At 73.2% G+C, this 20,618-nt stretch carries 16 protein-coding genes; 6 read left to right on the top strand and 10 right to left on the bottom strand.

Annotation, left to right across the window (positions count from 1 at the left end):
- Positions 1-154: 154 nt before the first annotated feature.
- The gene (locus AB0M76_RS26125; RefSeq protein WP_365955168.1) at positions 155-703 is read left to right on the top strand and encodes a hypothetical protein; all 549 of its coding nucleotides are present in this window, start codon (positions 155-157) and stop codon (positions 701-703) included.
- Here the strand turns inward: AB0M76_RS26125 and AB0M76_RS26130 are convergent.
- A complete protein-coding gene (locus AB0M76_RS26130) occupies positions 684-1,889 on the bottom strand; it encodes an SWIM zinc finger family protein (protein WP_365955169.1) in 1,206 nt (401 codons plus the stop codon). The two genes, AB0M76_RS26125 and AB0M76_RS26130, sit on opposite strands and share 20 nt — an antisense overlap.
- On the bottom strand, positions 1,886-4,744 hold the full coding sequence (locus AB0M76_RS26135) for a DEAD/DEAH box helicase (protein WP_365955170.1): 2,859 nt from the start codon (positions 4,742-4,744) through the stop codon (positions 1,886-1,888). The genes AB0M76_RS26130 and AB0M76_RS26135 overlap by 4 nt, the downstream gene beginning before the upstream one ends.
- Before the next feature lie 282 nt (positions 4,745-5,026).
- On the opposite strand from AB0M76_RS26135, the gene AB0M76_RS26140 reads away from it, so the two are divergent.
- Both AB0M76_RS26140 and AB0M76_RS26145 read left to right on the top strand, forming a co-directional pair.
- Positions 5,027-5,584 (top strand): hypothetical protein, encoded by a 558-nt coding sequence (locus tag AB0M76_RS26140; protein WP_365955171.1) that lies wholly within the window; start codon positions 5,027-5,029, stop codon positions 5,582-5,584.
- 39 nt (positions 5,585-5,623) lie between these two features.
- Positions 5,624-5,884, top strand: a complete 261-nt coding sequence (locus tag AB0M76_RS26145; protein ID WP_365955172.1) for a DUF6343 family protein — start codon at positions 5,624-5,626, stop codon at positions 5,882-5,884.
- A 114-nt stretch (positions 5,885-5,998) separates the two neighbouring features.
- Here the strand turns inward: AB0M76_RS26145 and AB0M76_RS26150 are convergent, their stop codons facing one another.
- The 4 genes from AB0M76_RS26150 to rpsA form a co-directional block, all read right to left on the bottom strand.
- Complete coding sequence (locus AB0M76_RS26150; RefSeq protein WP_266668102.1) at positions 5,999-6,406, bottom strand: tetratricopeptide repeat protein; 408 nt, start codon at positions 6,404-6,406, stop codon at positions 5,999-6,001.
- A 66-nt stretch (positions 6,407-6,472) separates the two neighbouring features.
- Complete coding sequence (gene coaE / locus AB0M76_RS26155; RefSeq protein ID WP_365955173.1) at positions 6,473-7,087, bottom strand: dephospho-CoA kinase; 615 nt, start codon at positions 7,085-7,087, stop codon at positions 6,473-6,475.
- 123 nt (positions 7,088-7,210) lie between these two features.
- Positions 7,211-8,149 (bottom strand): PAC2 family protein, encoded by a 939-nt coding sequence (locus AB0M76_RS26160; RefSeq protein ID WP_030292149.1) that lies wholly within the window; start codon positions 8,147-8,149, stop codon positions 7,211-7,213.
- A gap of 187 nt (positions 8,150-8,336) precedes the next feature.
- A complete protein-coding gene (gene rpsA / locus AB0M76_RS26165; protein WP_266668098.1) occupies positions 8,337-9,845 on the bottom strand; it encodes a 30S ribosomal protein S1 in 1,509 nt (502 codons plus the stop codon).
- Between the two features lie 358 nt (positions 9,846-10,203).
- On the opposite strand from rpsA, the gene AB0M76_RS26170 reads away from it, so the two are divergent.
- Together AB0M76_RS26170 and hrpB are read left to right on the top strand one after the other, a co-directional pair.
- Positions 10,204-11,097, top strand: a complete 894-nt coding sequence (locus AB0M76_RS26170; RefSeq protein WP_365955174.1) for a class I SAM-dependent methyltransferase — start codon at positions 10,204-10,206, stop codon at positions 11,095-11,097.
- Positions 11,094-13,637, top strand: a complete 2,544-nt coding sequence (gene hrpB, locus AB0M76_RS26175) for an ATP-dependent helicase HrpB (protein WP_365955175.1) — start codon at positions 11,094-11,096, stop codon at positions 13,635-13,637. Before AB0M76_RS26170 ends, hrpB begins: the two co-directional genes overlap by 4 nt.
- Here hrpB and AB0M76_RS26180 read toward each other — a convergent pair.
- The 3 genes from AB0M76_RS26180 to AB0M76_RS26190 all read right to left on the bottom strand — a co-directional run bounded on the left by AB0M76_RS26180 (position 13,621) and on the right by AB0M76_RS26190 (position 16,799).
- On the bottom strand, positions 13,621-14,628 hold the full coding sequence (locus AB0M76_RS26180; protein WP_365955176.1) for a DUF3068 domain-containing protein: 1,008 nt from the start codon (positions 14,626-14,628) through the stop codon (positions 13,621-13,623). The two genes, hrpB and AB0M76_RS26180, sit on opposite strands and share 17 nt — an antisense overlap.
- 14 nt (positions 14,629-14,642) lie before the next feature.
- Positions 14,643-14,783: an SPW_0924 family protein gene (locus tag AB0M76_RS26185; protein ID WP_107093454.1), complete on the bottom strand. Its 141-nt coding sequence runs from the start codon at positions 14,781-14,783 to the stop codon at positions 14,643-14,645.
- A gap of 693 nt (positions 14,784-15,476) precedes the next feature.
- The gene (locus AB0M76_RS26190) at positions 15,477-16,799 is read right to left on the bottom strand and encodes a lytic murein transglycosylase (RefSeq protein WP_365955177.1); all 1,323 of its coding nucleotides are present in this window, start codon (positions 16,797-16,799) and stop codon (positions 15,477-15,479) included.
- A gap of 164 nt (positions 16,800-16,963) precedes the next feature.
- Between AB0M76_RS26190 and AB0M76_RS26195 the strand changes: the two genes are divergently transcribed.
- Positions 16,964-17,815, top strand: a complete 852-nt coding sequence (locus AB0M76_RS26195) for a DUF4184 family protein (protein WP_365955178.1) — start codon at positions 16,964-16,966, stop codon at positions 17,813-17,815.
- 33 nt (positions 17,816-17,848) lie between these two features.
- Here AB0M76_RS26195 and polA read toward each other — a convergent pair whose 3' ends face one another.
- The gene (polA, locus tag AB0M76_RS26200) at positions 17,849-20,569 is read right to left on the bottom strand and encodes a DNA polymerase I (RefSeq protein WP_365955179.1); all 2,721 of its coding nucleotides are present in this window, start codon (positions 20,567-20,569) and stop codon (positions 17,849-17,851) included.
- Positions 20,570-20,618: the final 49 nt, after the last annotated feature.

The raw sequence follows: 20,618 nt of genomic DNA on the forward strand, positions 1-20,618 counted from the left end.
TCAAGCCATTCCGACGACTGTGACGCATGAGTTCCCTGCCTTCCGGAGGAGTTCACGGGTGCTGCACCCGCACCGGAAACAACGCGGTAAACCCGTTCGGGTTATAGAGCCGGTAAGCATTTCACCCCATCGTGTACTGGGTAATCCCTACTTCATGACTGAACCCCCGCTCCTGCTCCTCGACGTGGACGGCCCCCTCAACCCCTTCCGGTCCCGCCTCGCCGGACTGCGCGGATACACCAGTCACCGGATGCGTCCGACCGGCTGGATGTCCCACCGGGACCCGGAATCGCGCAGCGCCCGGCGCGGGCTGCGGGTCCGCCTGCACCCGTCGCACGGCGGCCGTCTGCTGGCCCTGCCCTACGAACTCACCTGGGCCACCGCCTGGATGCACGAGGCCAACACGATGATCGCCCCGCACATCGGACTACCCGGTGATCTTCCTGTCATCGAGTGGCCGGAACTTTTCGCCGACGACCCCGACGGTCTCTTCTGGAAGACCCGCCCGCTCCTCGACTGGGCCGCAGGCCGCCCCTTCGCCTGGGTCGACGACATGATCACCCCTCAGGACCGCGCCTGGATCGCCGCCCACCACCCGTCCCCGGCCCTCCTCCTCAACATCCACGCCCGACACGGCCTGCGCGACCGCGACTTCACCACGTTGACGCGCTGGGCGGCCGAGGTCAGCGGCGCAGGGCGGTGAGGGGGTCCGGGGAGGGGGTGCCTGTGGGCCACCAGTCCTCGGTGTGCGGGCGGGACTCGTAGGCGTACCAGAGGCCGTCGCGGCCCAGGCGGAGCTGGCGGGTGGGCGCGGTGAGGCGGTTGCGGTCGGGGCGGAAGGCGCCCTGGGAGGCGGCCAGGAGGGCCGGGCGGGCGCGGTCGAAGGGGCCCGCCGGGGGGGCCCAGGGCTCCTCGAGGGCGGCGAGCGCGGGCAGGCCGCCCTGGCGCCAGGCCGCGGCGGCACGGGCCAGTTCGGTGGTGGTGCGGCCGGTGGCGCGGGCCAGGTCCCGGTAGAGGGTGCGGGCGGCGCCGGTGAGGCCGGCCGTGTGGTGCGCGGAGGCCAGGCGGACGGCGTCCTGCCAGAGGGTGAGGCCGGCGATCGGGTCCTCGGCGGTGGTGAGCAGCGCTAGGGCGCGGGCGGCGGCGTCCGTGGCGAGCTGGTCCAGGGCCAGCGGGTCGGGGGCCGCCGGGTCGGCCGGGTAGGCGGGCGGGAGGCCCACGGCGGCGGGCGCGGCCATCGGGGCCGGCAGCGGCGGCAGGCTGGTGCGGGCCAGCGCGGCACGGGCCGGGACACCGGGGAAGTCCGGGGCGGCGTCGGGCTGTTCGCGGGCGGCGTGAGCGGCATTGCGGCGGGTCAGCTCGTCGAGGAGCTCCCGCTCGCCCCGGCCGCGCAGGAGCAGCAGGACGAACGGGTCCTCGTCGAGGAGGCGGGCCGCCCGGTAGCAGAGGGCCGCGGCGTGCTTGCACGGCGGACGGGCGGTGTCCGGGCAGGAGCAGCGCGGGACGAGCTCGCCCGCGCCGGGCAGGACCGCGCCCGCCAGCGACTGCGGAACCTCCCGCTCCAGCAGGCTCGCCAGGGCCGTGGGGTCCGCGGCCACCGCCTCCAGGAGTTCGCTCCACTCGGCGTCCGGGAAGGGGCTCAGGGCCAGTTCAGTACGGTACGGGCGGGCCCGGCTGCCCCGTACGTACGCCACGATCCGGCCCGGGGTGACCGTGACCGCGTCGACATGGCCCTCGGCGGCGTACGTGCGGCCCCGGGCCAGGCGGGCCGGGTCGCGGGACACCTCCTCGAGCGCCGACACCCAGGCCCGGCCCCACCAGCTGGCGGCCTCCACCCCGGCGGGCACGCTCTCGAAGGTGCGGCGGCGGTCGTCCCGCGCGGTGATCATGCGGGCCTCCGCAGGGAGACGAGGTCGGCCAGCTCGCGGTCGGTCAGCTCGGTCAGCGCCGACTCCCCCGAGCCGAGCACGGCATCGGCCAGGGCCCGCTTCGCCTCCAGCATCTCGGCGATCCGGTCCTCCACGGTGCCCTCGGCGATGATCCGGTGGACCTGGACGGGCTGCGTCTGGCCGATCCGGTAGGCGCGGTCGGTGGCCTGCTCCTCCACCGCCGGGTTCCACCAGCGGTCGAAGTGGATGACATGACCGGCCCGCGTGAGGTTGAGCCCCGTGCCCGCCGCCTTCAAGGAGAGCAGGAAGACCGGGACTTCACCGGACTGGAAGCGGTCCACGAGCTCCTCGCGGCGCGCCACCGGGGTCCCGCCGTGCAGGAGCTGGTGGGAGATCCCGCGGGCGGCCAGGTGCCGCTCGATGATCCGGGCCATCGTCACGTACTGGGTGAAGACCAGCACCGAGCCGTCCTCCGCGAGGATCGTGTCCAGCAGCTCGTCCAGCAGGGCCAGCTTGCCCGAGCGGTGCGAGATCCGGGGCTGCTCCTCCTTCAGGTACTGCGCGGGGTGGTTGCAGATCTGCTTGAGCGAGGCCAGCAGCTTCATGATCATGCCCCGCCGTTCGATGCCCTCGCTCGCCTCGATCACGGCCATCGCCTCGTCCACTGCGGCCTGGTAGAGCGAGGCCTGCTCACGGGTGAGGGAGACCGGATGGTCTGTTTCCGTCTTCGGCGGCAGCTCGGGGGCGATCCCCGGGTCGGACTTCTTGCGCCGCAGCAGGAACGGCCGTACGAGCGCGGCCAGCCGGGCCACCGCCGCCTCGTTGCCCCCGTCCTCCTCCTGCTGGTGCTCCACCGGGCGGGCATGCCGGGCCCGGAACGCCGTCAGCGGGCCCAGCAGCCCCGGCGTGGTCCAGTCGAGCAGCGCCCACAGCTCGGAGAGGTTGTTCTCCACCGGGGTGCCGGTCAGCGCCACCCGGGCCGGCGCCGGAATCGTGCGCAGTGCCTTCGCCGTCGCCGAATGCGGGTTCTTCACGTGCTGCGCCTCGTCGGCGACGACCATGCCCCAGGGCTGCCCGGCCAGCCGGGCCGCGCTCGCGCGCATCGTCCCGTACGTGGTCAGCACGAATCCGCCGGCCAGCCCGTCGAGGCTGCGGCTGCCGCCGTGGAAGCGGCGCACCGCGACCCCGGGCGCGAACTTCTCGATCTCCCGTTGCCAGTTGCCCAGCAGCGACGCGGGGCAGATGACGAGCGTCGGCTCGGGGCGGTCCCGGTGCAGGTGCAGCGCGATCAGGGTGACGGTCTTGCCCAGGCCCATGTCGTCGGCGAGGCAGCCGCCGAGGCCGAGCGAGGTCATCAGGTCCAGCCAGGCCAGGCCGCGGGCCTGGTAGTCGCGCAGGGTGGCCTTCAGCCCGACGGGCTGCGGCAGCGGGGCGAGCTCGCCGGTCAGCCGCTCCCGCAGGGCGGCCAGCGCACCCACCGGAACCGCCGCCACCGGCTCCCCGTCCACCTCGGCCGTCCCGGTCAGTACGGTGGCCAGCGCATCCACCGGGTCCAGCAGCCCCAGCTCCCGCTTGCGCGCCTTGCGCACCAGCTCGGGATCGACCCGTACCCACTGGTCGCGCAGCCGGACCACGGGCCGGTGGGCCTGCGCCAGCGCGTCCATCTCACCCGGGGTGAGCCGGTCGCCGCCCAGCGCGAGCTCCCAGGAGAAGGCGAACAGGTGCTGGGCGTCGAAGAATGCCGTGCCGTCGGTGGCGGAGCCGGGCGCGGTCGACCGTACGACGGCGGTCGCGGACAGCGTACGAGCCAGCTCCCGCGGCCAGTGGACCAGGACCCCGGCGGCCGCGAGCCGGTTCGCAGCCCGGCCCAGCAGGTCTTCGAGCTCCGGGTCGGAGAGGGCGAGGACATCGGGCACCGGCTGGTCCAGCAGCCGCAGCAGCGGCGGCCAGACCCGGGCGGCCCGGCGCAGCGCCAGTACGGCGTCGATCCGGGCACGCGGCCCGAACCCGGCGGCGGCCGCACCGGCCCACAGCAGCCCGGCGTCGGTGACGAGGGTGGGGTCGGCGAGGCTGTGCACCTGGACGACGGCGGCGCCCGCGCGGCGGATGTCCGCCGCGTCCGCCCCGTCCGCCTCGTCCGCTCCGTCGAAGAGGCGGAAGGAGGACAGGTCGAGGCGCAGCGAGATCCCCACCCCGGCATCGGCGCCGGCCGCGACCTGCGCGGCCCACTCCTGTATCCCGGGCACCCGCTGCGGCTCCTGCGCGGCGAAGGGCCGCCCGGCGGCCACCGGCGCCGCCGGGGTGCGGGGCAAGCCGTCGGCGACGGCATCGAGGAACGCCCGGACCAGGGCCTCCGGTTCGGGCAGCTGGAGCGGGCGGCGGCCGGGCAGGGGGGTGGCGTACCCCTCATACGGAAGGGCGGCGGCCACCGCTCGGAGGTGACTCACGTCCTCGGCATCGAGAGGGCCGGCCCGCCAGGCGTCGACCCCGTCGGGGGTGACCCCGGGGAGCAGCCGGCCGCGGGCGACGAGCGCGAGGGCGTGCAGCGCGGCGGTGCCCCAGGCGCGGGTGGCGGGGTGCGTGACGGCGCTGCGCGGGGCGCGGGCGAGCAGGGGCAGGGCCTCGGTGACGGAGAGGCTGAGGGAGGGGACGGTACGGGTACGGATCCCCTGGCCGTGGGGGCGTACGACCGTGAGCGGGGCCGGTGTCCCGGCGCTGTCCGGGAGCGCGTCCCCGTCGGGGGACCAGAAGGCGATGCGGGCCTCGCGGGGGACGGGGGCGGGGAGGAAGACGGCGGGGTGGCGGAGGAGGGGGGTGTGGGGGTCCGGCTGCTGCCGTTGCGGCTGCGGTGTCACTGTGTCGCCTCCCCTCACCCTCGATGCCATCAGGTCAGACGGATCCCGTCTGCCTCGAGTCTAGGTGCGGGCACCGACAATGCCGCTGAGCTGGGCAGACGCCGGCTCCGGGGCCGCTGCGCGGGCCTTCTCCCCTCCCCGCCCTCCTCCCTCCCCCGCACCCCCGCACCCCCGCGCCTCAGACGCCGGCGGGGCCGGGGTGGGCCGTGTGGGCTGAAATGGGGGTGATTCGGGGAAGGGATGGCACACGGCCCTTGCACACGAAACTGGGGAGAAACGGCCATGCTCCAAGGCTTCGCCGCTGCCATCGCGCTCGTGCTCACCGCGCCCGGGTTCCTCGGCGCCGCCGATCTGCCGCCGGATGCCGGCTCGCCCTGGCATGCCGGCAAGGTCACCAAGGGGCTGCCCGAGGCGGCGCCCTTCTGCCTGGACGGGGTACTTCCGGCCACCGGCGGCTGGCATCGGCGCTTCGGGACCGACCTCGACGCCGGCGCCGTGCAGATCTCCGTACGGGCCTCCTCCGACTCCGCGGCCGCCCGGCTGACCCGCAGCCTGGAGCGGCAGGTCGCCGCCTGCGCCGCCGACTGGCTGCGGGAGCACCCGGACGGGAAGGCGGCCTCGAAGGACTACGGAACGCTCCCCGTCGAGGAAGGCGCCCACGTCTACGGGGTGCACACCTCGATCCCGGAGTCCGAGCCCGGCGTGCACCTCTTCGGGATCGGACGGGACGGCTCCACCGTGACCGTCGTCCAGTGGGGTCGGATGGGCGACCTGAGCGACGCCCCCGTCGCCGCCTTCAAGAAGACGACCACGACAGCCGTGAACCGCCTCAACCCCTGACCGCCCCGCTGGTGGGACCATGGACCTGAGGCGATGGTCATGCGTTCCGGAAACGAGCCGATGACCGCCCGCAGTCCGCTGCGGCTGCGGTTCTGGCTCAGCCTGTGGGGGCTGATCTGGGCCGTCGCCGGGACGGCCGTGTTCTCGCTGGTCGGCCGTCCCGGGTGGGCGGCCGCCTGTGGTGTGCTCGCGGTGCTCGCCGCCGTGGACCTGGCCGTGGTCCTCCACCACATCCATCAGGGCCCGCACTACCAGCCCGGCCCGGAGATCCCCCCGTACGAGCCTCCCCGCAGCCGGTGATACCGGGGCAGGTGATACCGGGCTAGTGCCGCGTCAGGCAACGTTCGCCCCGTCGCGACGCCCGGCACGCACCGGACCCCGCTCCTTGACGGGCAAACGTTGCCTGACACGGCACTAGTCCTCGAAGCGGGCCGCTGCCAGGTAGTCCGGCCGGGGGTCCAGAGCGGCCGCCAGGCGGAAGTGCTTGCGGGCCTGTTCGGGCCGCCCGGAGCGCTCGTGCGTGCGGGCCAGCGCGAAGTGCGCGAAGGCGTTGTCCGGCTCCCGTTCCAGCACCAGCTCGAACTCCAGCGTCGCCGGACGCAGTTGGGCGGCGGCGAAGAAGGCGCGGGCGCGCAGCAGCCGGGCCGCCGTGTTCTCCGGGTGGGCGGCGATGACCGAGTCGAGCAGCTTCACCGCGCCGCGCGGGTCCCGCGCGGCCAGCAGGTGCTCGGCGGCCCGGTAGTCGATGACATGCGTCTCGGGGGACGAGCCGGACGGCGGAGGCGGCTGCGACGGTATGGGCTGCGGCGTGGTGTCGGACACGATCTGTTCCTTCCCTCTGCAAGCGCGTTCAACGCCCCGCGCCGCGCCAGCTATTCCATGTGCACGTCAGGCACCAGCCGTACCTGCCGCCGCCCGCTCCTTGAGCTCCGCCCACACCTTGCGCACCTGCGGCTCCAGTGCCTCCAGCGGCCCGTCGTTGTCGATCACGAGCGTGGCCACCGCCAGCCGCTGCTCCCGCGTGGCCTGCGCGGCCATCCGGGCCCGCGCCTCCTCCTCGGCCATCCCGCGCAGCGCGGTCAGCCGGGCCAGCTGCGTCTCGGCAGCGGCGTCCACCACGACCACCAGGTCGTACAGCGGCGCCAGGCCGTTCTCCGCGAGCAGCGGTACGTCGTGCACGACGATCGCGTCGGACCCTGCGGCGGCCTCCAGCTCGGCCGACCGGGCCCCGACCAGCGGGTGCACGATCGCGTTGAGGGTCTGCAGCTTCGCCGGGTCGGCGAACACGATCGACCCCAGCTTCGGCCGGTCCAGCGCCCCCTCGGGGGTCAGTACGGACTCCCCGAAGGCCGCCACGACCGCCGCCAGCCCGGGGGTACCGGGCTCCACGACCTCCCGCGCGATGCGGTCGGCGTCCACGACGACCGCCCCGTACCCCGCCAGCAGCCGCGAGACCTCGCTCTTGCCGGCACCGATTCCGCCTGTCAGGCCAACCTTCAACATGCCCAGCAGACTAGACCCCGCACCCCGGCCCCCGTACAGCCCCCTGGCCCGGCCGGAGCCACCCCGACCGAAGCGCGCCGGCCGAAGCGGACCCGGCCGGCGCGCCCCGCCGAAGCGAACCCCTCAGCCCTCGCCCTCGCGCTCCGCCAGGAACCGCTCGAACTCGCGGCCGATCTCGTCCGCCGACGGGATCTCCTGCGGCTCGGCGATCATGTTGCCCCGCGTCTCGGCGCCGGCCGCCGCGTCGTACTGGTGCTCCAGCCCCTGGACCAGGGCGACCAGCTCCTCGTCGCCCTCGCGGATCTGCCGGTCGATCTCCGTCTGCGTGCGGTGCGCCTCGGTGCGCAGCGCGTGCGCCACCGCCGGCAGGACCAGCCCGGTCGCGGCCGTGATCGCCTCCAGCACCGTCAGCGCGGCGTCCGGGTACGGGGAGCGCGCGATGTAGTGCGGTACGTGCGCGGCGACGCCCAGCACGTCGTGCCCGGCCTGGCCGAGCCGGAACTCCACCAGGGACTCCGCACTGCCCGGCACCTGCGCCTCGTCGAACGGGCTGCGGTGCCCCGGCATGAGGTCGGTCCGGTTGCCGTGCGGGGTGATCCCGACGGGCCGGGTGTGCGGGACGCCCATCGGGATGCCGTGGAAGTTGACCGAGAGCCGGACGCCGAGGCGTTCGACGATCTGCCGGACGGCGACGGCGAAGCGCTCCCACTCCACGTCCGGCTCGGGGCCGGAGAGCAGCAGGAACGGCGCGCCGGTGGCGTCCTGGACGAGGCGCACCTCGAGCCGGGGCTCCTCGAACTCGGTCCAGTGGTCGCGCTGGAACGTCAGCAGCGGGCGCCGGGCGCGGTAGTCGACCAGGCGGTCCGCGTCGAACCGGGCCACCACCTGGTGGGGCAGGGTGTCGAGCAGCCGCTCGACGATCTGCTCCCCGGCCTCGCCCGCGTCGATGTACCCCTCGAAGTGGTACAGCATGACCAGCCCGGCCGAGTCCTGGGCAAGCGCCAGGTCCGCCACTGCCAGGCCCTTGGCATCCCATTCGTACAAACCCTGTGGATCAAGCACCGCCACCACTCCTCCTCGCCGCCTTCTCAGCGAAGAACGTCCAAGGCCGCTGCTCCATTCCCCAGTTGGCCCCTTTCACAGGAACGCAACAAGGCCCGCCCCCCGGAGGGGACGGGCCTTGCTCTTCAGCTCTGCTCAGCTCGGCTCACACCGGAGTGTGATCCACTGCTGCGCTGCTGCGCTGCGATCAGCTCTGGCCGCCGGCCAGCTTCTCGCGGAGCGCGGCCAGGGCCTCGTCGGAGGCCAGGGCGCCCGAGGTCTCGTCCGACTCCGAGGAGTAGGAACCACCCGAGATGCCCGCACCGGCGTTGCCACTGGCGGCCGGGGCGGCAGCACCCTCGGCGGCAGCGGCCTCGTCGGCCTCGCGGCTCTTGATGACCTGAGCCTGGTGCTGCTCGAAGCGGACCTGCGCCTCGGCGTACTGGCGCTCCCACGTCTCGCGCTGGGTGTCGAAGCCCTCGAGCCAGTCGTTGGTCTCGGGGTCGAAGCCCTCGGGGTAGATGTAGTTGCCCTGGTCGTCGTAGGACGCGGCCATGCCGTACAGGGTCGGGTCGAACTCGACCGACGCCGGGTCGGCACCGAAGGACTCGTTGGCCTGCTTCAGCGACAGCGAGATCCGGCGACGCTCGAGGTCGATGTCGATGACCTTGACGAAGATCTCGTCGTTGACCTGGACGACCTGCTCCGGGATCTCCACGTGGCGCTCGGCCAGCTCGGAGATGTGGACCAGACCCTCGATGCCCTCGTCCACGCGGACGAACGCACCGAACGGAACCAGCTTGGTGACCTTACCCGGGACGACCTGACCGATCTGGTGGGTCCGGGCGAACTGCTGCCACGGGTCCTCCTGCGTCGCCTTCAGCGACAGGGAGACACGCTCGCGGTCCATGTCGACGTCGAGGACCTCGACGGTGACCTCCTGGCCGACCTCGACAACCTCGGACGGGTGGTCGATGTGCTTCCAGGACAGCTCGGAGACGTGGACGAGACCGTCGACGCCACCCAGGTCCACGAAGGCACCGAAGTTGACGATCGAGGAAACGACGCCGGAGCGGACCTGACCCTTCTGCAGGGTGGTGAGGAACGTCTGGCGAACCTCGGACTGGGTCTGCTCCAGCCAGGCGCGGCGGGACAGGACCACGTTGTTGCGGTTCTTGTCCAGCTCGATGATCTTCGCCTCGAGCTCCTTGCCCACGTAGGGCTGGAGGTCGCGGACACGACGCATCTCGACGAGAGAGGCCGGCAGGAAGCCGCGGAGGCCGATGTCGAGGATGAGACCACCCTTGACGACCTCGATGACGGTACCGGTGACGATGCCGTCTTCTTCCTTGATCTTCTCGATCGTGCCCCAGGCGCGCTCGTACTGGGCGCGCTTCTTGGACAGGATCAGACGGCCTTCCTTGTCCTCCTTCTGGAGAACCAGGGCCTCGATCTCGTCGCCAACCTTGACGACCTCGTTCGGGTCGACATCGTGCTTGATCGAGAGCTCACGGCTCGGGATCACGCCTTCGGTCTTGTAACCGATGTCGAGCAGGACCTCGTCCCGGTCGACCTTCACGATGACGCCGTCGACGATGTCGCCGTCGTTGAAGTACTTGATCGTCTCGTCGATCGCGGCGAGGAATGCTTCCTCGTCACCGATGTCGTTGACCGCAACCTGCGGGGTGGTGGCGGTGGTCTCGGTGCTGCTCGTCATGTGGGTAAGGGCTCCGGTTACGGACAGAAAGTCGTAGGTACTGCTACGCCGGGAGCCCTTATCGGCATCTGCCGAAGAAGCCGGACAGCCAAGGAAGCCCATGCTCCGCCGTGAAGCGGACCGGGCCTCGAAAACCGAGGGGTCATCAACAGATACAAGCGCAGCCTGCTAGGTCTGAGGAGCACAGGCTCGCAGCGCAACTTGTAGCATACGGGGGCAGCCGGACAGGGTCAATGCGCGAAGGCGCACACCCCGGGCGGATCACCGCATAACCGGCACAATTCGTGGGCGGGCGGACGCCGATGGCGCTTCCCCACCTCGTTTCGAACTCTTTCCGCAGACTACGACGACAGGCCCCATGAACCAAGAGGACTACGCCCCCGAAGAAGCGTACGAAGCCGATCTCGGCGCCGGCGACGACTCCGAGGCCACCCGGCGTGACGCCGACGATGCGGAGAGCAGCCGGGCGAGCCGCGGGTGGTGGGACCGCAACGCCGACGAGTACCAGAACGAGCACGGAGCGTTCCTGGGCGACGACCGCTTCGTCTGGGGGCCGGAGGGCCTGGACGAGGCGGAGGCCGCGCTGCTCGGCCCGGCGGAGTCCCTCAAGGACAAGGACGTCCTGGAGATCGGCGCCGGCGCCGCCCAGTGCTCGCGCTGGCTGGCCGCCCGGGGCGCCCGCCCGGTGGCCCTGGACCTCTCCCACCGCCAGCTCCAGCACGCCCTGCGCATCGGCGATGACGTACCCCTCGTAGAGGCCGACGCCGGCCGGCTGCCCTTCCGCGACGGCTCCTTCGACCTGGCCTGTTCCGCGTACGGAGCCGTCCCCTTCGTCGCCGACCCCGTCAACGTCATGCGCGAGGTGCACCGCGTCCTGCGCCCCGGCGGCCGCTGGGTCTTCTCCGTCACCCACCCGATCCGCTGGGCCTTCCCCGACGAGCCCGGCCCGGAGGGGCTCTCCGTCGCCGCCTCCTACTTCGACCGGACCCCGTACGTGGAGCAGGACGAGGAGGGCCGCGCCGTATACGTGGAGCACCACCGCACCCTCGGCGACCGGGTCCGCGACGTGGTGGCGGGCGGGTTCCGCCTGGTGGACCTGGTGGAGCCGGAGTGGCCCGCCTGGAACACGCAGGAGTGGGGCGGCTGGTCCCCGCTGCGCGGCAACCTGATCCCCGGCACCGCGATCTTCGTCTGCGAGCGAAGCGAGAGTGGGGGCACCCCCGGCCGAAGGCTGGGGGAGCGACTGACGTGATCCGTACCGCCGACCTCGACGCCCTTCCCGTACGGGAGGCCGTGCCCGCACTGGTCTCCGCGCTGGACGCCCACGGCACGGCGGTGCTCTGCGCCCCGCCCGGCACCGGCAAGACCACGCTGGTGCCGCTGGTCCTGGCCGGGCTGGTCGGCGGCGGGCCCCGGCGCCGGGTCGTCGTCGCCGAGCCCCGGCGGATCGCCGCCCGGGCGGCGGCGCGCCGGATGGCCTGGCTGCTGGGCGAGGCGGTCGGCGCGTCGGTGGGCTTCACGGTGCGCGGCGAGCGGGTCGCGGGGCCGGGGACCGTGGTCGAGGTCGTGACCACCGGGGTGCTGCTCCAGCGGCTGCAGCGCGACCAGGAGCTGTCCGGGGTGGACCTGGTGATCCTGGACGAGTGCCACGAGCGGCACCTCGACGCCGACACGGTCGCCGCGTTCCTCCTGGACGTACGGGAAACCCTGCGCCCGGAGCTGCGGCTCGTGGCGGCTTCGGCGACGACCGACGCGGCCGGCTGGGCCCGCGTACTCGGTCATGGCCGTCTCGGCGGCGCGCCGGTGGTGGAGGCCGCGGGGGTCTCGTACCCGGTGGAGACGGTCTGGGCGCCGCCGCCGCGGCCGGTGCGGCCCCCGCACGGGATGCGGGTGGACCCGGCGCAGCTGACGCACGTGGCATCGGTGGTGCGGCGGGCGCTCGCGGAACGCAGCGGCGACGTGCTGTGCTTCCTGCCCGGGGTCGGCGAGATCTCCCGGGTCGCGGGGCAGCTGGGCGGGGTCGACGCGGAGGTCCTCCAGATACACGGCCGCGCCCCGGCGGCGGTCCAGGACGCGGCGCTCTCCGTCGCGCAGCACCGCAGGGTGATCCTTTCCACCGCCGTCGCGGAGTCGAGCCTGACCGTGCCGGGCGTACGGGTGGTCGTGGACTCGGGGCTGGCCCGCGAGCCCCGGGTGGACCATGCCCGGGGCCTGGGCGCGCTGGCGACCGTACGGGCGTCCCGCGCGGCCGGACGCCAGAGGGCGGGCCGGGCGGGGCGCGAGGCGCCGGGGGCGGTGTACCGCTGCTGGGCGGAGGCGGAGGACGGCCGCCTGCCGGCGTTCCCCTCTCCCGAGATCCGGATGGCGGACCTGGCGCAGTTCGCACTGCAGGCCGCGTGCTGGGGCGACCCGGACGCGACGGGCCTGGCCCTGCTCGACCCGCCGCCGGCCGGGGCGATGGCCGCGGCGCGGGAGGTGCTGGTGGCGGTGGGCGCGGTGTCCCCGGCGGGCCTGGTCACCCCGCGCGGGCAGCGGATGGCCCGCCTCGGCCTGCACCCGCGCCTGGCCCGGGCCCTGCTGGACGGCTCCGCCGCGCTGGGGGCCCGCCGGGCGGCGGAGCTGGTCGCCCTGCTGAGCGAGGAGCCGCCGCGGGAGTACGGGGACGACCTGGCCGCCGCCTGGCGCCGGGCCCGCGCGGGCGGCGACGCGTACGCCGCGCGCTGGCGGGCGGAGGCCCGCCGCCTGGAGCGCGCCGCCGCCTCCGGGAACCCTGTGGGGAAAGAGTCGCTCCCCGACGACGCCGCCGCCGGGCTCGTCGCAGCCCTGGCATTCCCCGAACGCGTCGCGAAGGCCAAGGGCCGGGCGGCCTTCCTCATGGCCAACGGCACCGGAGCCGAACTCCCCGACGGATCACCACTGCGCAGCGCGCCCTGGCTGGCCGTCGCAGTCGCCGACAGGCCCCCGCACTCCGCCTCCGCCCGCATCCGCCTCGCCGCGGCCCTCGACGAGGACACCGCCCGGGCCGCGGCCGGCCACCTGCTGCAAGCGGGCGAAGAGGTGCACTGGGAGGACGGCGACCTCGTCGCCCGCTCCGTGGAACGGCTCGGCGCCATCGAGCTGGCCGCACGGCCGCTGCGGAACCCCGACCCGGACCTCGTGCGCGAGGCCCTCCTCGACGGCCTGCGCAGCGAAGGGCTCGGCCTGCTGCGCTGGTCCGCGGACGCGCACGCCCTCCGGGCCCGGCTCGGCTTCCTGCACCGCACCCTCGGCGGCGGCTGGCCCGACGTCCAGGACGACGGCGCCCTGCTGGACCGCGCCGACGACTGGCTCGAGCCCGAGCTGTCCCGGGCCCGGCGCCGCGCCGATCTCGGGCGGATCGACGCCGGTCAGGCGCTGAACCGGCTGCTGCCCTGGGCCACCGGCGAGGCCGCCCGCCTCGACGAGCTGGCCCCGGAGCGGATCGAGGTGCCCAGCGGCTCCCGGATCCGGGTGGACTACTCCGCCGAGCAGGGACAGGGGCACGGCCAGCCCGTCCTCGCCGTGAAGCTGCAGGAGCTGTTCGGGCTGGCCGAGACCCCGAAGGTGGCCGGGGTGCCCGTGCTGGTCCACCTGCTGTCCCCGGCCGGGCGGCCCGCCGCCGTGACCGCCGACCTGGCCTCGTTCTGGCAGGGCGGCTACCGCGCCGTACGCGCCGAGCTCCGCGGCCGCTACCCCAAGCACCCCTGGCCGGAGGACCCGGCCACCGCCCAGCCGACCCGGCACACCAACGCCCGGCTCAAGCGACAGCAGTGAGCCTCGTGGTGAGCCCCTCCCCGTCCCCGTCCTCCGGCTCGGCGCGGCGGCCGCGGGCCTCCAGCCACAGCGCCAGCCCGAGCAGTACGAGGGCGCCGGCCGCCAGGCCGATCGGGGCGTCCGTGTGCAGCGCGAGGACCTTCGTACGGTTGGACTTGACCAGGTCGACGGTGTAGTCGGCGTAGTCCTCGCGCATCTTGACGTCTCCGGCGAAGACGGTGAGCCTGCCGTCGGGCGCGCCGGCCGCGATGCCGCCGCGCATCTCCTGCTCGATGATCTGCTCGGCGTTGACGGGCGCCCCGGTGACCGGGTCGACCCAGAACATGGCCTTGACCTTGTACCAGAGGCTGGTGCCGGTGCTCTGCTCGAACGTCGCCGGGTCGATGCCCTCGATCGGCATCTTCTTCGGGAGCGAGACCTTCGTCCACGGCACGGTCTGCTCGTAGTAGTAGACGTCCATCCCGCGGTACGTGCGCGGGCCGACGTAGTGGATGGGCGAGGCGGTACGGGTCTGCGCGTCGAAGTAGAGGTAGTCGCGCGGCTCGGTGAAGAACGGCCACTTGAACTCGATGCCCTCGCGCTTGACCGGGTCCCCGTCCACCGCCTCGCCGGTGGCGTGCACCGGGTCCTGGGTGTGGGCGTCGAAGATGTAGCGCTCGGGGATCTGGGAGACCATCTTCCCGTCCGGGCCCATGATGTACGACAGCGTGTCCCAGACGACGACGTCCTTGCCGGCGCTCGCCTCGATCTCCTTCGACGCCTCGACGTTGCCCTTGAGGGTCTGGACGATGGTGACCTTGTCGACCCTCTTCGGCTGCATGCCGGCGGTGTAGTCGAGGAGGGTCGCGTCCTTCGCCTCCAGGACCATCTCCTGGTACTGGTTCGGCGGGATCTTGGCGAGCCGGGGGTACGCGTACCAGCGCAGCAGCGGTGCGAGGGCTGCGCAGAACACCGCCAGGGCAAGCAGGACGAGGCTCGCTCTGCGTCGCATGGCCGGGCCTCCTCTTACTTTCCGGGCGCGGCGGGCGCGGTGGTGAGCAGCGGCTTGGGCGAGGTCTTGCCTTCCGGCACCCCGAACGCCGTGATGGCGAACACGAGGGCCAGCGCGGCGGCCAGCCCGATGGCGGCGGCGACGAATGCGCGCATGCCGGGCCTCCGGAATCTGATAGGGCGTCAGGGACGAGGCACCGTAGCAATGCGGAGGCGAGATGAGAACCGTCAGAGCCAGGGATCACCGGGAGCACCCTGTGACCTGCGCTCGGCCCCGCGCCGGGCCTTCCGGCCGGCAGCCCCCGCCGGTCACCCGGCCTGGCTGGTGTTGAGGAGGGCGAGGCCGGTGTGGGTGGGCGTGTGGAGGACGGCCTTGCGGTCGCGGGTAAGGAGAGGGAGGGGGCGAGGGCGAAGTCGCGGCCCGAGAGGTGCAGGTCGGCGGTGGCCAGCGGCCGGTATCCCGGATCCTCCAGGACCGGAGGCTTCCACACCGGCATCGGGCGCAGGCCCTCCAGCAGGCCCGTCACTCCGCCGCGGGCCATGAGCCGTCCTCGCAGCGCCACTTCGGCGATCAGGTGCTGCTCGATACGGTCCGCGTACGGCGCCACCGCCACCTCGTGGCATTGCGCGAGCGCGTGGGCCGGCCGTTCCGCTGCCCGGCGGTCGTCGTCCAGGATCCGGGCGATCCACGGGGTGCGGCGCCTGGCCGGTCCGGGGTGGGCGGACCACTCCGCGCGCAGCCGCCGGTGCGGGGCGCCGCGCAACCGCTCGATTGGCGATGAAGCGCCATCCCGGCAAGTTCACCTACTCGCAGACTATTTCGCTGCGGGATTCCTATGCGGGCCACGCCTACTGCGACGCGCTCGGCGGGGGCTGGTACGCGCTCTGGATCGAGAGGTGACCGTGAGCACCCGGTAGGGAACCGGACGCCGAGGTCGGCTTCGTGCTCGGAGCCGGCGTCGGCGTCGGCGTGCGCGTGGCCGTCGGGGCCGGCGTGCGCGTGGCGGTCGGGGCCGGCGTGCGCGTGGCGGTCGGGGCCGGCGTGCGCGTGGCGGTCGGACTCGGCGTGGGCGTCGGGCTCGGCGTCGGAGTCGGCTTCGGAGTGGGCGTGGGCGTGGGCTTCGGAGTGGGCGTGGGCGTGGGGGAGGGTGTCGGCGTCGGGCTCGGGGTGGGGGTCGGCTTCGGGCTCGGCGTGGGGGTCGGGGTCGGCGTCGGGGTGGGGGTCGGCGTCGGGCTCGGGGTGGGGGTCGGGCTCGGGGTGGGGGTCGGGCTCGGGGTGGGGGTCGGCGTCGGGGTGGGGGGCTGGGGGCTGGTGCCGTCCGGGATTTCGTGCGTCCCCTTGAGGTAGTACGTGAACCACGACTTCACCGTGCGGAGGTACTCCGCGGACTGGTTGTACGAGAGCACCGCGCGGTCCAGGTCGGCGGGGAGCCGGAGGTCCCGGGTGCCTGCGCAGAGGTAGCGGGCGGCCGCGAGGGACGCGTCGTAGACGTTGTTCGGGTTGCGGCGGCCGTCGCCGTCCGCGTCCTGGCCCCACGCCGCCCACGTCGACGGGATGAACTGCATCGGGCCGACCGCCCGGTCGTACGCGGCGTCCCCGTCGTAGGCCCCGCCGTCCGTGTCGCGGATGTCCGCGAAGCCGTTGCCGTCGAGTACGGGGCCCAGGATCGGCCGCAGTGTGGTGCCGGCGGCGTCCACGCGGCCCCCGCCCGCCTGCCCGGACTCGACCTTGCCGATCGCCGCGAGCAGCTGCCAGCGCAGCCCGCATCCGGGGTCGCTCTCTCCCACCTTCTTCTCCGCCAGCCGGTACGCCGCCAGGACGGTTGCCGGTATCCCCTGCTCGCCGGCGCCCATGGCCACGGGCTCGTTGTGTGCCGCGGTCTCGGCGGCCGTCGTACCCGGCTGCGCGGCCGGGGGCTCCTGCGGGAGGACCGCCGGGGGCTGGGGGCTGGGCAGGGGCGGGAGTTCGGTGAAGTAGGCGGAGTCCCCGCCGGAGCCGGCCGGCTGCGATGGCTGCGCGACGTCGTCGGCAGCCGCGGATATCCGTTCCTTCGGGGGGCCTTGGGATGCGGTCACCGCGGCGGCCACCAGTGCGCAGACCAGGGCAGCCGTCCCTCCCCTGCACAGCTCGCGCAGCCTGCCTGCGAACCGGGTCGTCTTGCGAGCCGACATGAGCCGGTCCCCTCCCCCTCGACGTCGGCGTGACCTTACGTCAGCTCCCTTCACATCACACGGATCGTGGTCCGGATTTCACGAGTTCCCCACGTGCTGGGCAGCTCACGCATACTGTCCGGACCAATTCGGGACGCATTGGCCCGAAGTAAGGAAGAGATGTCATGCCGTTCACCCTCAGCCATGCGGCCGCCGTACTGCCGGCCGTCGGCCGGGCGGGCCGCGCCCGTGGGCCGCTGGTCGCGTCGGCGCTCGTCCTCGGGTCGTTCGCGCCCGATACGTTCTACTTCGCGGACGCCGTCGTCTCGGGGGTCTGGCCGTACGGGGAGTTCGCGCACTCGCTGCCCGGGGTGTTCACCGCGGACGCCGTACTGACGGCCGTGCTCGCGGCGTGCTGGCTGCTGCTGCGCGAACCGCTGATCGCGCTCCTGCCGCGCCGCCGTCAGGGCCGGATACACGTCTTCGTGCGGGGCGAGGACTGGCGGGGCCGCCGACTGCCTTCGCTTGCGCTGTGGTTCTACGTCTCGGCGGTCGCCGGCTCGCTCACGCATGTGGTGTGGGACAGCTTCACGCACCCGCACCGATGGGGGACGGACGCGCTGCCCGCGCTCGGCGAGCAGTTCGCCTTCGGGCTTCCCCTCTATACGTTCGTGCAGTACGGGACTTCGGCTGGTGCGGCCTGCGCCTTGGTCTGGTTCACGGTGACCGCCCTGCGCCGGCTGCCGGACTGCGCCGCCCCCGCGTCCGTGCCGGTGCTCGGCCGCTCCGAGCTGTTGGGCGCGGTCGCCCTGGTCGCGGTGTGCGTGGCGGTCGGGGTGACGATGCGCGTGCTGCGCTTCTTCACGTTCTTCGACCGGATCCGCACCCCGCTCGACATCATCCCGACCGTCTGCTTCGGCGCGGGCGGCGGCCTCGCCGTGGGCCTGCTGCTGTACGGGGTCCTCGTACGGCTCCTGCAGCGGCGCGAGCCGTCCCGAACGGACGAGGACGCGCGGACGCCCGTCCCCACCGCTTAGCGGCTTGCGGGGACGGGCGTCCGGCGTACCTGCTCAGTGCGCGGCGGACTCCCAGTCGGTACCGACGCCGACGGACACGTCCAGCGGGGCGCGGAGCTCGACGGCGGCGGCCATCTCGCGGCGCACCAGCTCCTCGACCTTCTTCCGCTCGCCGGGGGCGATCTCCAGCACGATTTCGTCGTGGACCTGGAGCAGCATCCGCGACTTCAGGCCCGCCTCGGTGATCGCCCGGTCCACACGCAGCATGGCGACCTTGACGATGTCGGCGGCGGTGCCCTGGATCGGGGCGTTCAGCGCCATCCGCTCGGCGGCCTCACGGCGCATCCGGTTGTCGCTGTTGAGGTCGGGCAGGTACCGGCGGCGTCCGAAGACCGTCGCCGTGTACCCGGTGGCCCGGGCCTCCTCGACCACGCGGCCCAGGTAGTCCCGGACCCCGCCGAACCGCTCGAAGAAGGTCTCCATCAGGCCGCGCGCCTCGGCGGGCTCGATGTTCAGCTGCTGCGAGAGGCCGAAGGCGGACAGCCCGTACGCGAGCCCGTACGACATGGCCTTGATCTTGCGGCGCATCTCGGCGTCGACCCCGGAACGCTCCACGCCGAACACCTGGGAGGCGACGGTGGTGTGCAGGTCCTCACCGGACAGGAACGCCTCGATCAGGCCCTCGTCCTCGGAGAGGTGGGCCATGACGCGCAGCTCGATCTGGCTGTAGTCGGCGGTCATCAGGGACTCGAAGCCCTCGCCGACCACGAAGCCGCGGCGGATGGCCCGGCCCTCGTCGGTGCGCACCGGCACGTTCTGCAGGTTGGGGTCGGTCGAGGACAGGCGTCCGGTCGCGGCGACGGTCTGGCTGAAGCTGGTGTGCACCCGGCCGTCGGCGGCGATCGTCTTGACGAGGCCCTCGACGGTGACGCGCAGCTTGGCCTGCTCCCGGTGGCGGAGCATGATCACCGGCAGTTCGTGGTCGGTCTGCGTGGCCAGCCAGCCCAGTGCGTCCGCGTCCGTGGTGTAGCCGGTCTTGGTCTTCTTCGTCTTGGGCAGGTCCAGCTCGCCGAAGAAGACCTCCTGGAGCTGCTTGGGCGAGCCGAGGTTGAACTCGTGCCCGACCGCCGCGTGCGCCTCCTTCACCGCCTGCTGCACGGCTCCGGCGAACTGCTGCTCCATGGCCTCCAGATGGTCGCGGTCGGCGGCGATGCCGGACCGTTCCATCCGGGCCAGCAGCTCGGAGGTGGGCAGCTCCATGTCGTGGAGCAGCTCGGCGGCGCCGACTTCGGCGAGCTTGCCGGTGAACGCGTCGCCGAGGTCGAGGACGGCGCGGGCCTGCGCCATCAGGGCCTCCGCCTCGGCGGTCTCGTCGGCGCCGAAGGCCAGCTGGCCGTCGGCCGCGGCGGGCTGGAGCTCGCGGTGCAGGTATTCGTTGGACAGCACGTCCAGGGCGAAGGAGCGGCGGCCCGGCTTGACCAGGTACGCGGCGAGCGCGGTGTCCATGGTGACGCCGGCCAGGCTCCAGCCGTGCTCGGGGAAGACCCGCATCAGGCCCTTGGCGTTGTGCACCACCTTGGGGCGCGCCGGGTCGGCGGCCCAGGCCGCGAAGGCCTGGTCGTCGGCCTCGTCCAGCGAGGACGGCTCGAACCAGGCGGCGGCCCCGCCGGCCGCGGCCAGCGCGATCTCGCTGACATTGCCCTGGCCCAGCGCCCAGCTGTCCACGGTGGAGATGCCCAGCGGCCCGCCCGCGTGGCTCGCCAGCCACGGCGCCAGCTCGCCCGCGCCCAGCACGCTCGCATCCAGCTCCACGTCGGCGGCCGGAGCCGGGGCCTCCTCCTCGGCCGCGCCCGGGTCCACCGCGAGCAGCCGCTCGCGCAGCGAGGCGTTGCGGATCTCCAGCACGTCCAGCACGCCGGTGACGGCGGAGCGGTCGTACGGGAGGCGCGCCAGGTCGCCCGCGGCCTTGGGCAGCTCGACGTCCTTGACCATCTCGGTCAGGACCCGGTTCAGCTTCACGGCCTCCAGGTGGTCCCGGAAGTTCTGCCCGGCCTTGCCCTTGACCTCCTCGGCGCGCTCCACGAGCTCCGCGAACGACCCGAACTGGGTGATCCACTTCGCGGCGGTCTTCTCGCCGACGCCCGGGATGCCGGGCAGGTTGTCGGACGGGTCGCCGCGCAGCGCCGCGAAGTCCGGGTACTGCTGCGGGGTGAGCCCGTACTTCTCCTCGACCTTCTCCGGGGTGAACCGGGTCAGCTCGGAGACGCCCTTGGTCGGGTACAGCACGGTGGTGTGCTCGGAGACGAGCTGGAAGGAGTCCCGGTCGCCGGTGACGATCAGCACCTCGAAGCCGAGGGCCTCCGCCTGCGTCGCCAGCGTGGCGATCACGTCGTCGGCCTCGAAGCCGTCGACCGCGAAGCGCGGCACCTTCATCGCGTCCAGGAGCTCGCCGATCAGCTCGACCTGCCCCTTGAACTCGTCGGGGGTCTTGGAGCGGTTCGCCTTGTACTCGGGGAACTCCGTCGAGCGCCACGTCTTGCGCGAGACGTCGAACGCCACCGCGAAGTGCGTGGGCGCCTCGTCGCGCAGCGTGTTCGCCAGCATCGACGCGAAGCCGTAGATGGCGTTCGTCGGCTGGCCGGTCGCGGTCGTGAAGTTCTCCGCGGGCAGCGCGAAGAACGCCCGGTACGCCAGGGAGTGCCCGTCCATGAGCATCAGGCGGGGGCGGTCCGCTGCGGTCGTCTGGTCGGTCTTCTTCGATGCGTTCTCTGCCACACCCCCGATCCTAGGCGGCCCCGCTGACAATTCCGGCGTCGGCGATGTC

The organism is Streptomyces sp. NPDC051364 (assembly GCF_040682115.1).
In the GTDB taxonomy this organism is placed as follows: domain Bacteria; phylum Actinomycetota; class Actinomycetes; order Streptomycetales; family Streptomycetaceae; genus Streptomyces.

Coding starts and splice junctions, on each gene's coding strand:
- AB0M76_RS26125 (WP_365955168.1), top strand. CDS start 155: ATGACTGAACCCCCGCTCCTGCTCCTCGACGTGGACGGCCCCCTCAAC.
- AB0M76_RS26130 (WP_365955169.1), bottom strand. CDS start 1,889: ATGATCACCGCGCGGGACGACCGCCGCCGCACCTTCGAGAGCGTGCCC.
- AB0M76_RS26140 (WP_365955171.1), top strand. CDS start 5,027: ATGCTCCAAGGCTTCGCCGCTGCCATCGCGCTCGTGCTCACCGCGCCC.
- AB0M76_RS26145 (WP_365955172.1), top strand. CDS start 5,624: ATGCGTTCCGGAAACGAGCCGATGACCGCCCGCAGTCCGCTGCGGCTG.
- coaE (WP_365955173.1), bottom strand. CDS start 7,087: ATGTTGAAGGTTGGCCTGACAGGCGGAATCGGTGCCGGCAAGAGCGAG.
- rpsA (WP_266668098.1), bottom strand. CDS start 9,845: ATGACGAGCAGCACCGAGACCACCGCCACCACCCCGCAGGTTGCGGTC.
- AB0M76_RS26170 (WP_365955174.1), top strand. CDS start 10,204: ATGAACCAAGAGGACTACGCCCCCGAAGAAGCGTACGAAGCCGATCTC.
- AB0M76_RS26180 (WP_365955176.1), bottom strand. CDS start 14,628: ATGCGACGCAGAGCGAGCCTCGTCCTGCTTGCCCTGGCGGTGTTCTGC.
- AB0M76_RS26185 (WP_107093454.1), bottom strand. CDS start 14,783: ATGCGCGCATTCGTCGCCGCCGCCATCGGGCTGGCCGCCGCGCTGGCC.
- AB0M76_RS26190 (WP_365955177.1), bottom strand. CDS start 16,799: ATGTCGGCTCGCAAGACGACCCGGTTCGCAGGCAGGCTGCGCGAGCTG.
- AB0M76_RS26195 (WP_365955178.1), top strand. CDS start 16,964: ATGCCGTTCACCCTCAGCCATGCGGCCGCCGTACTGCCGGCCGTCGGC.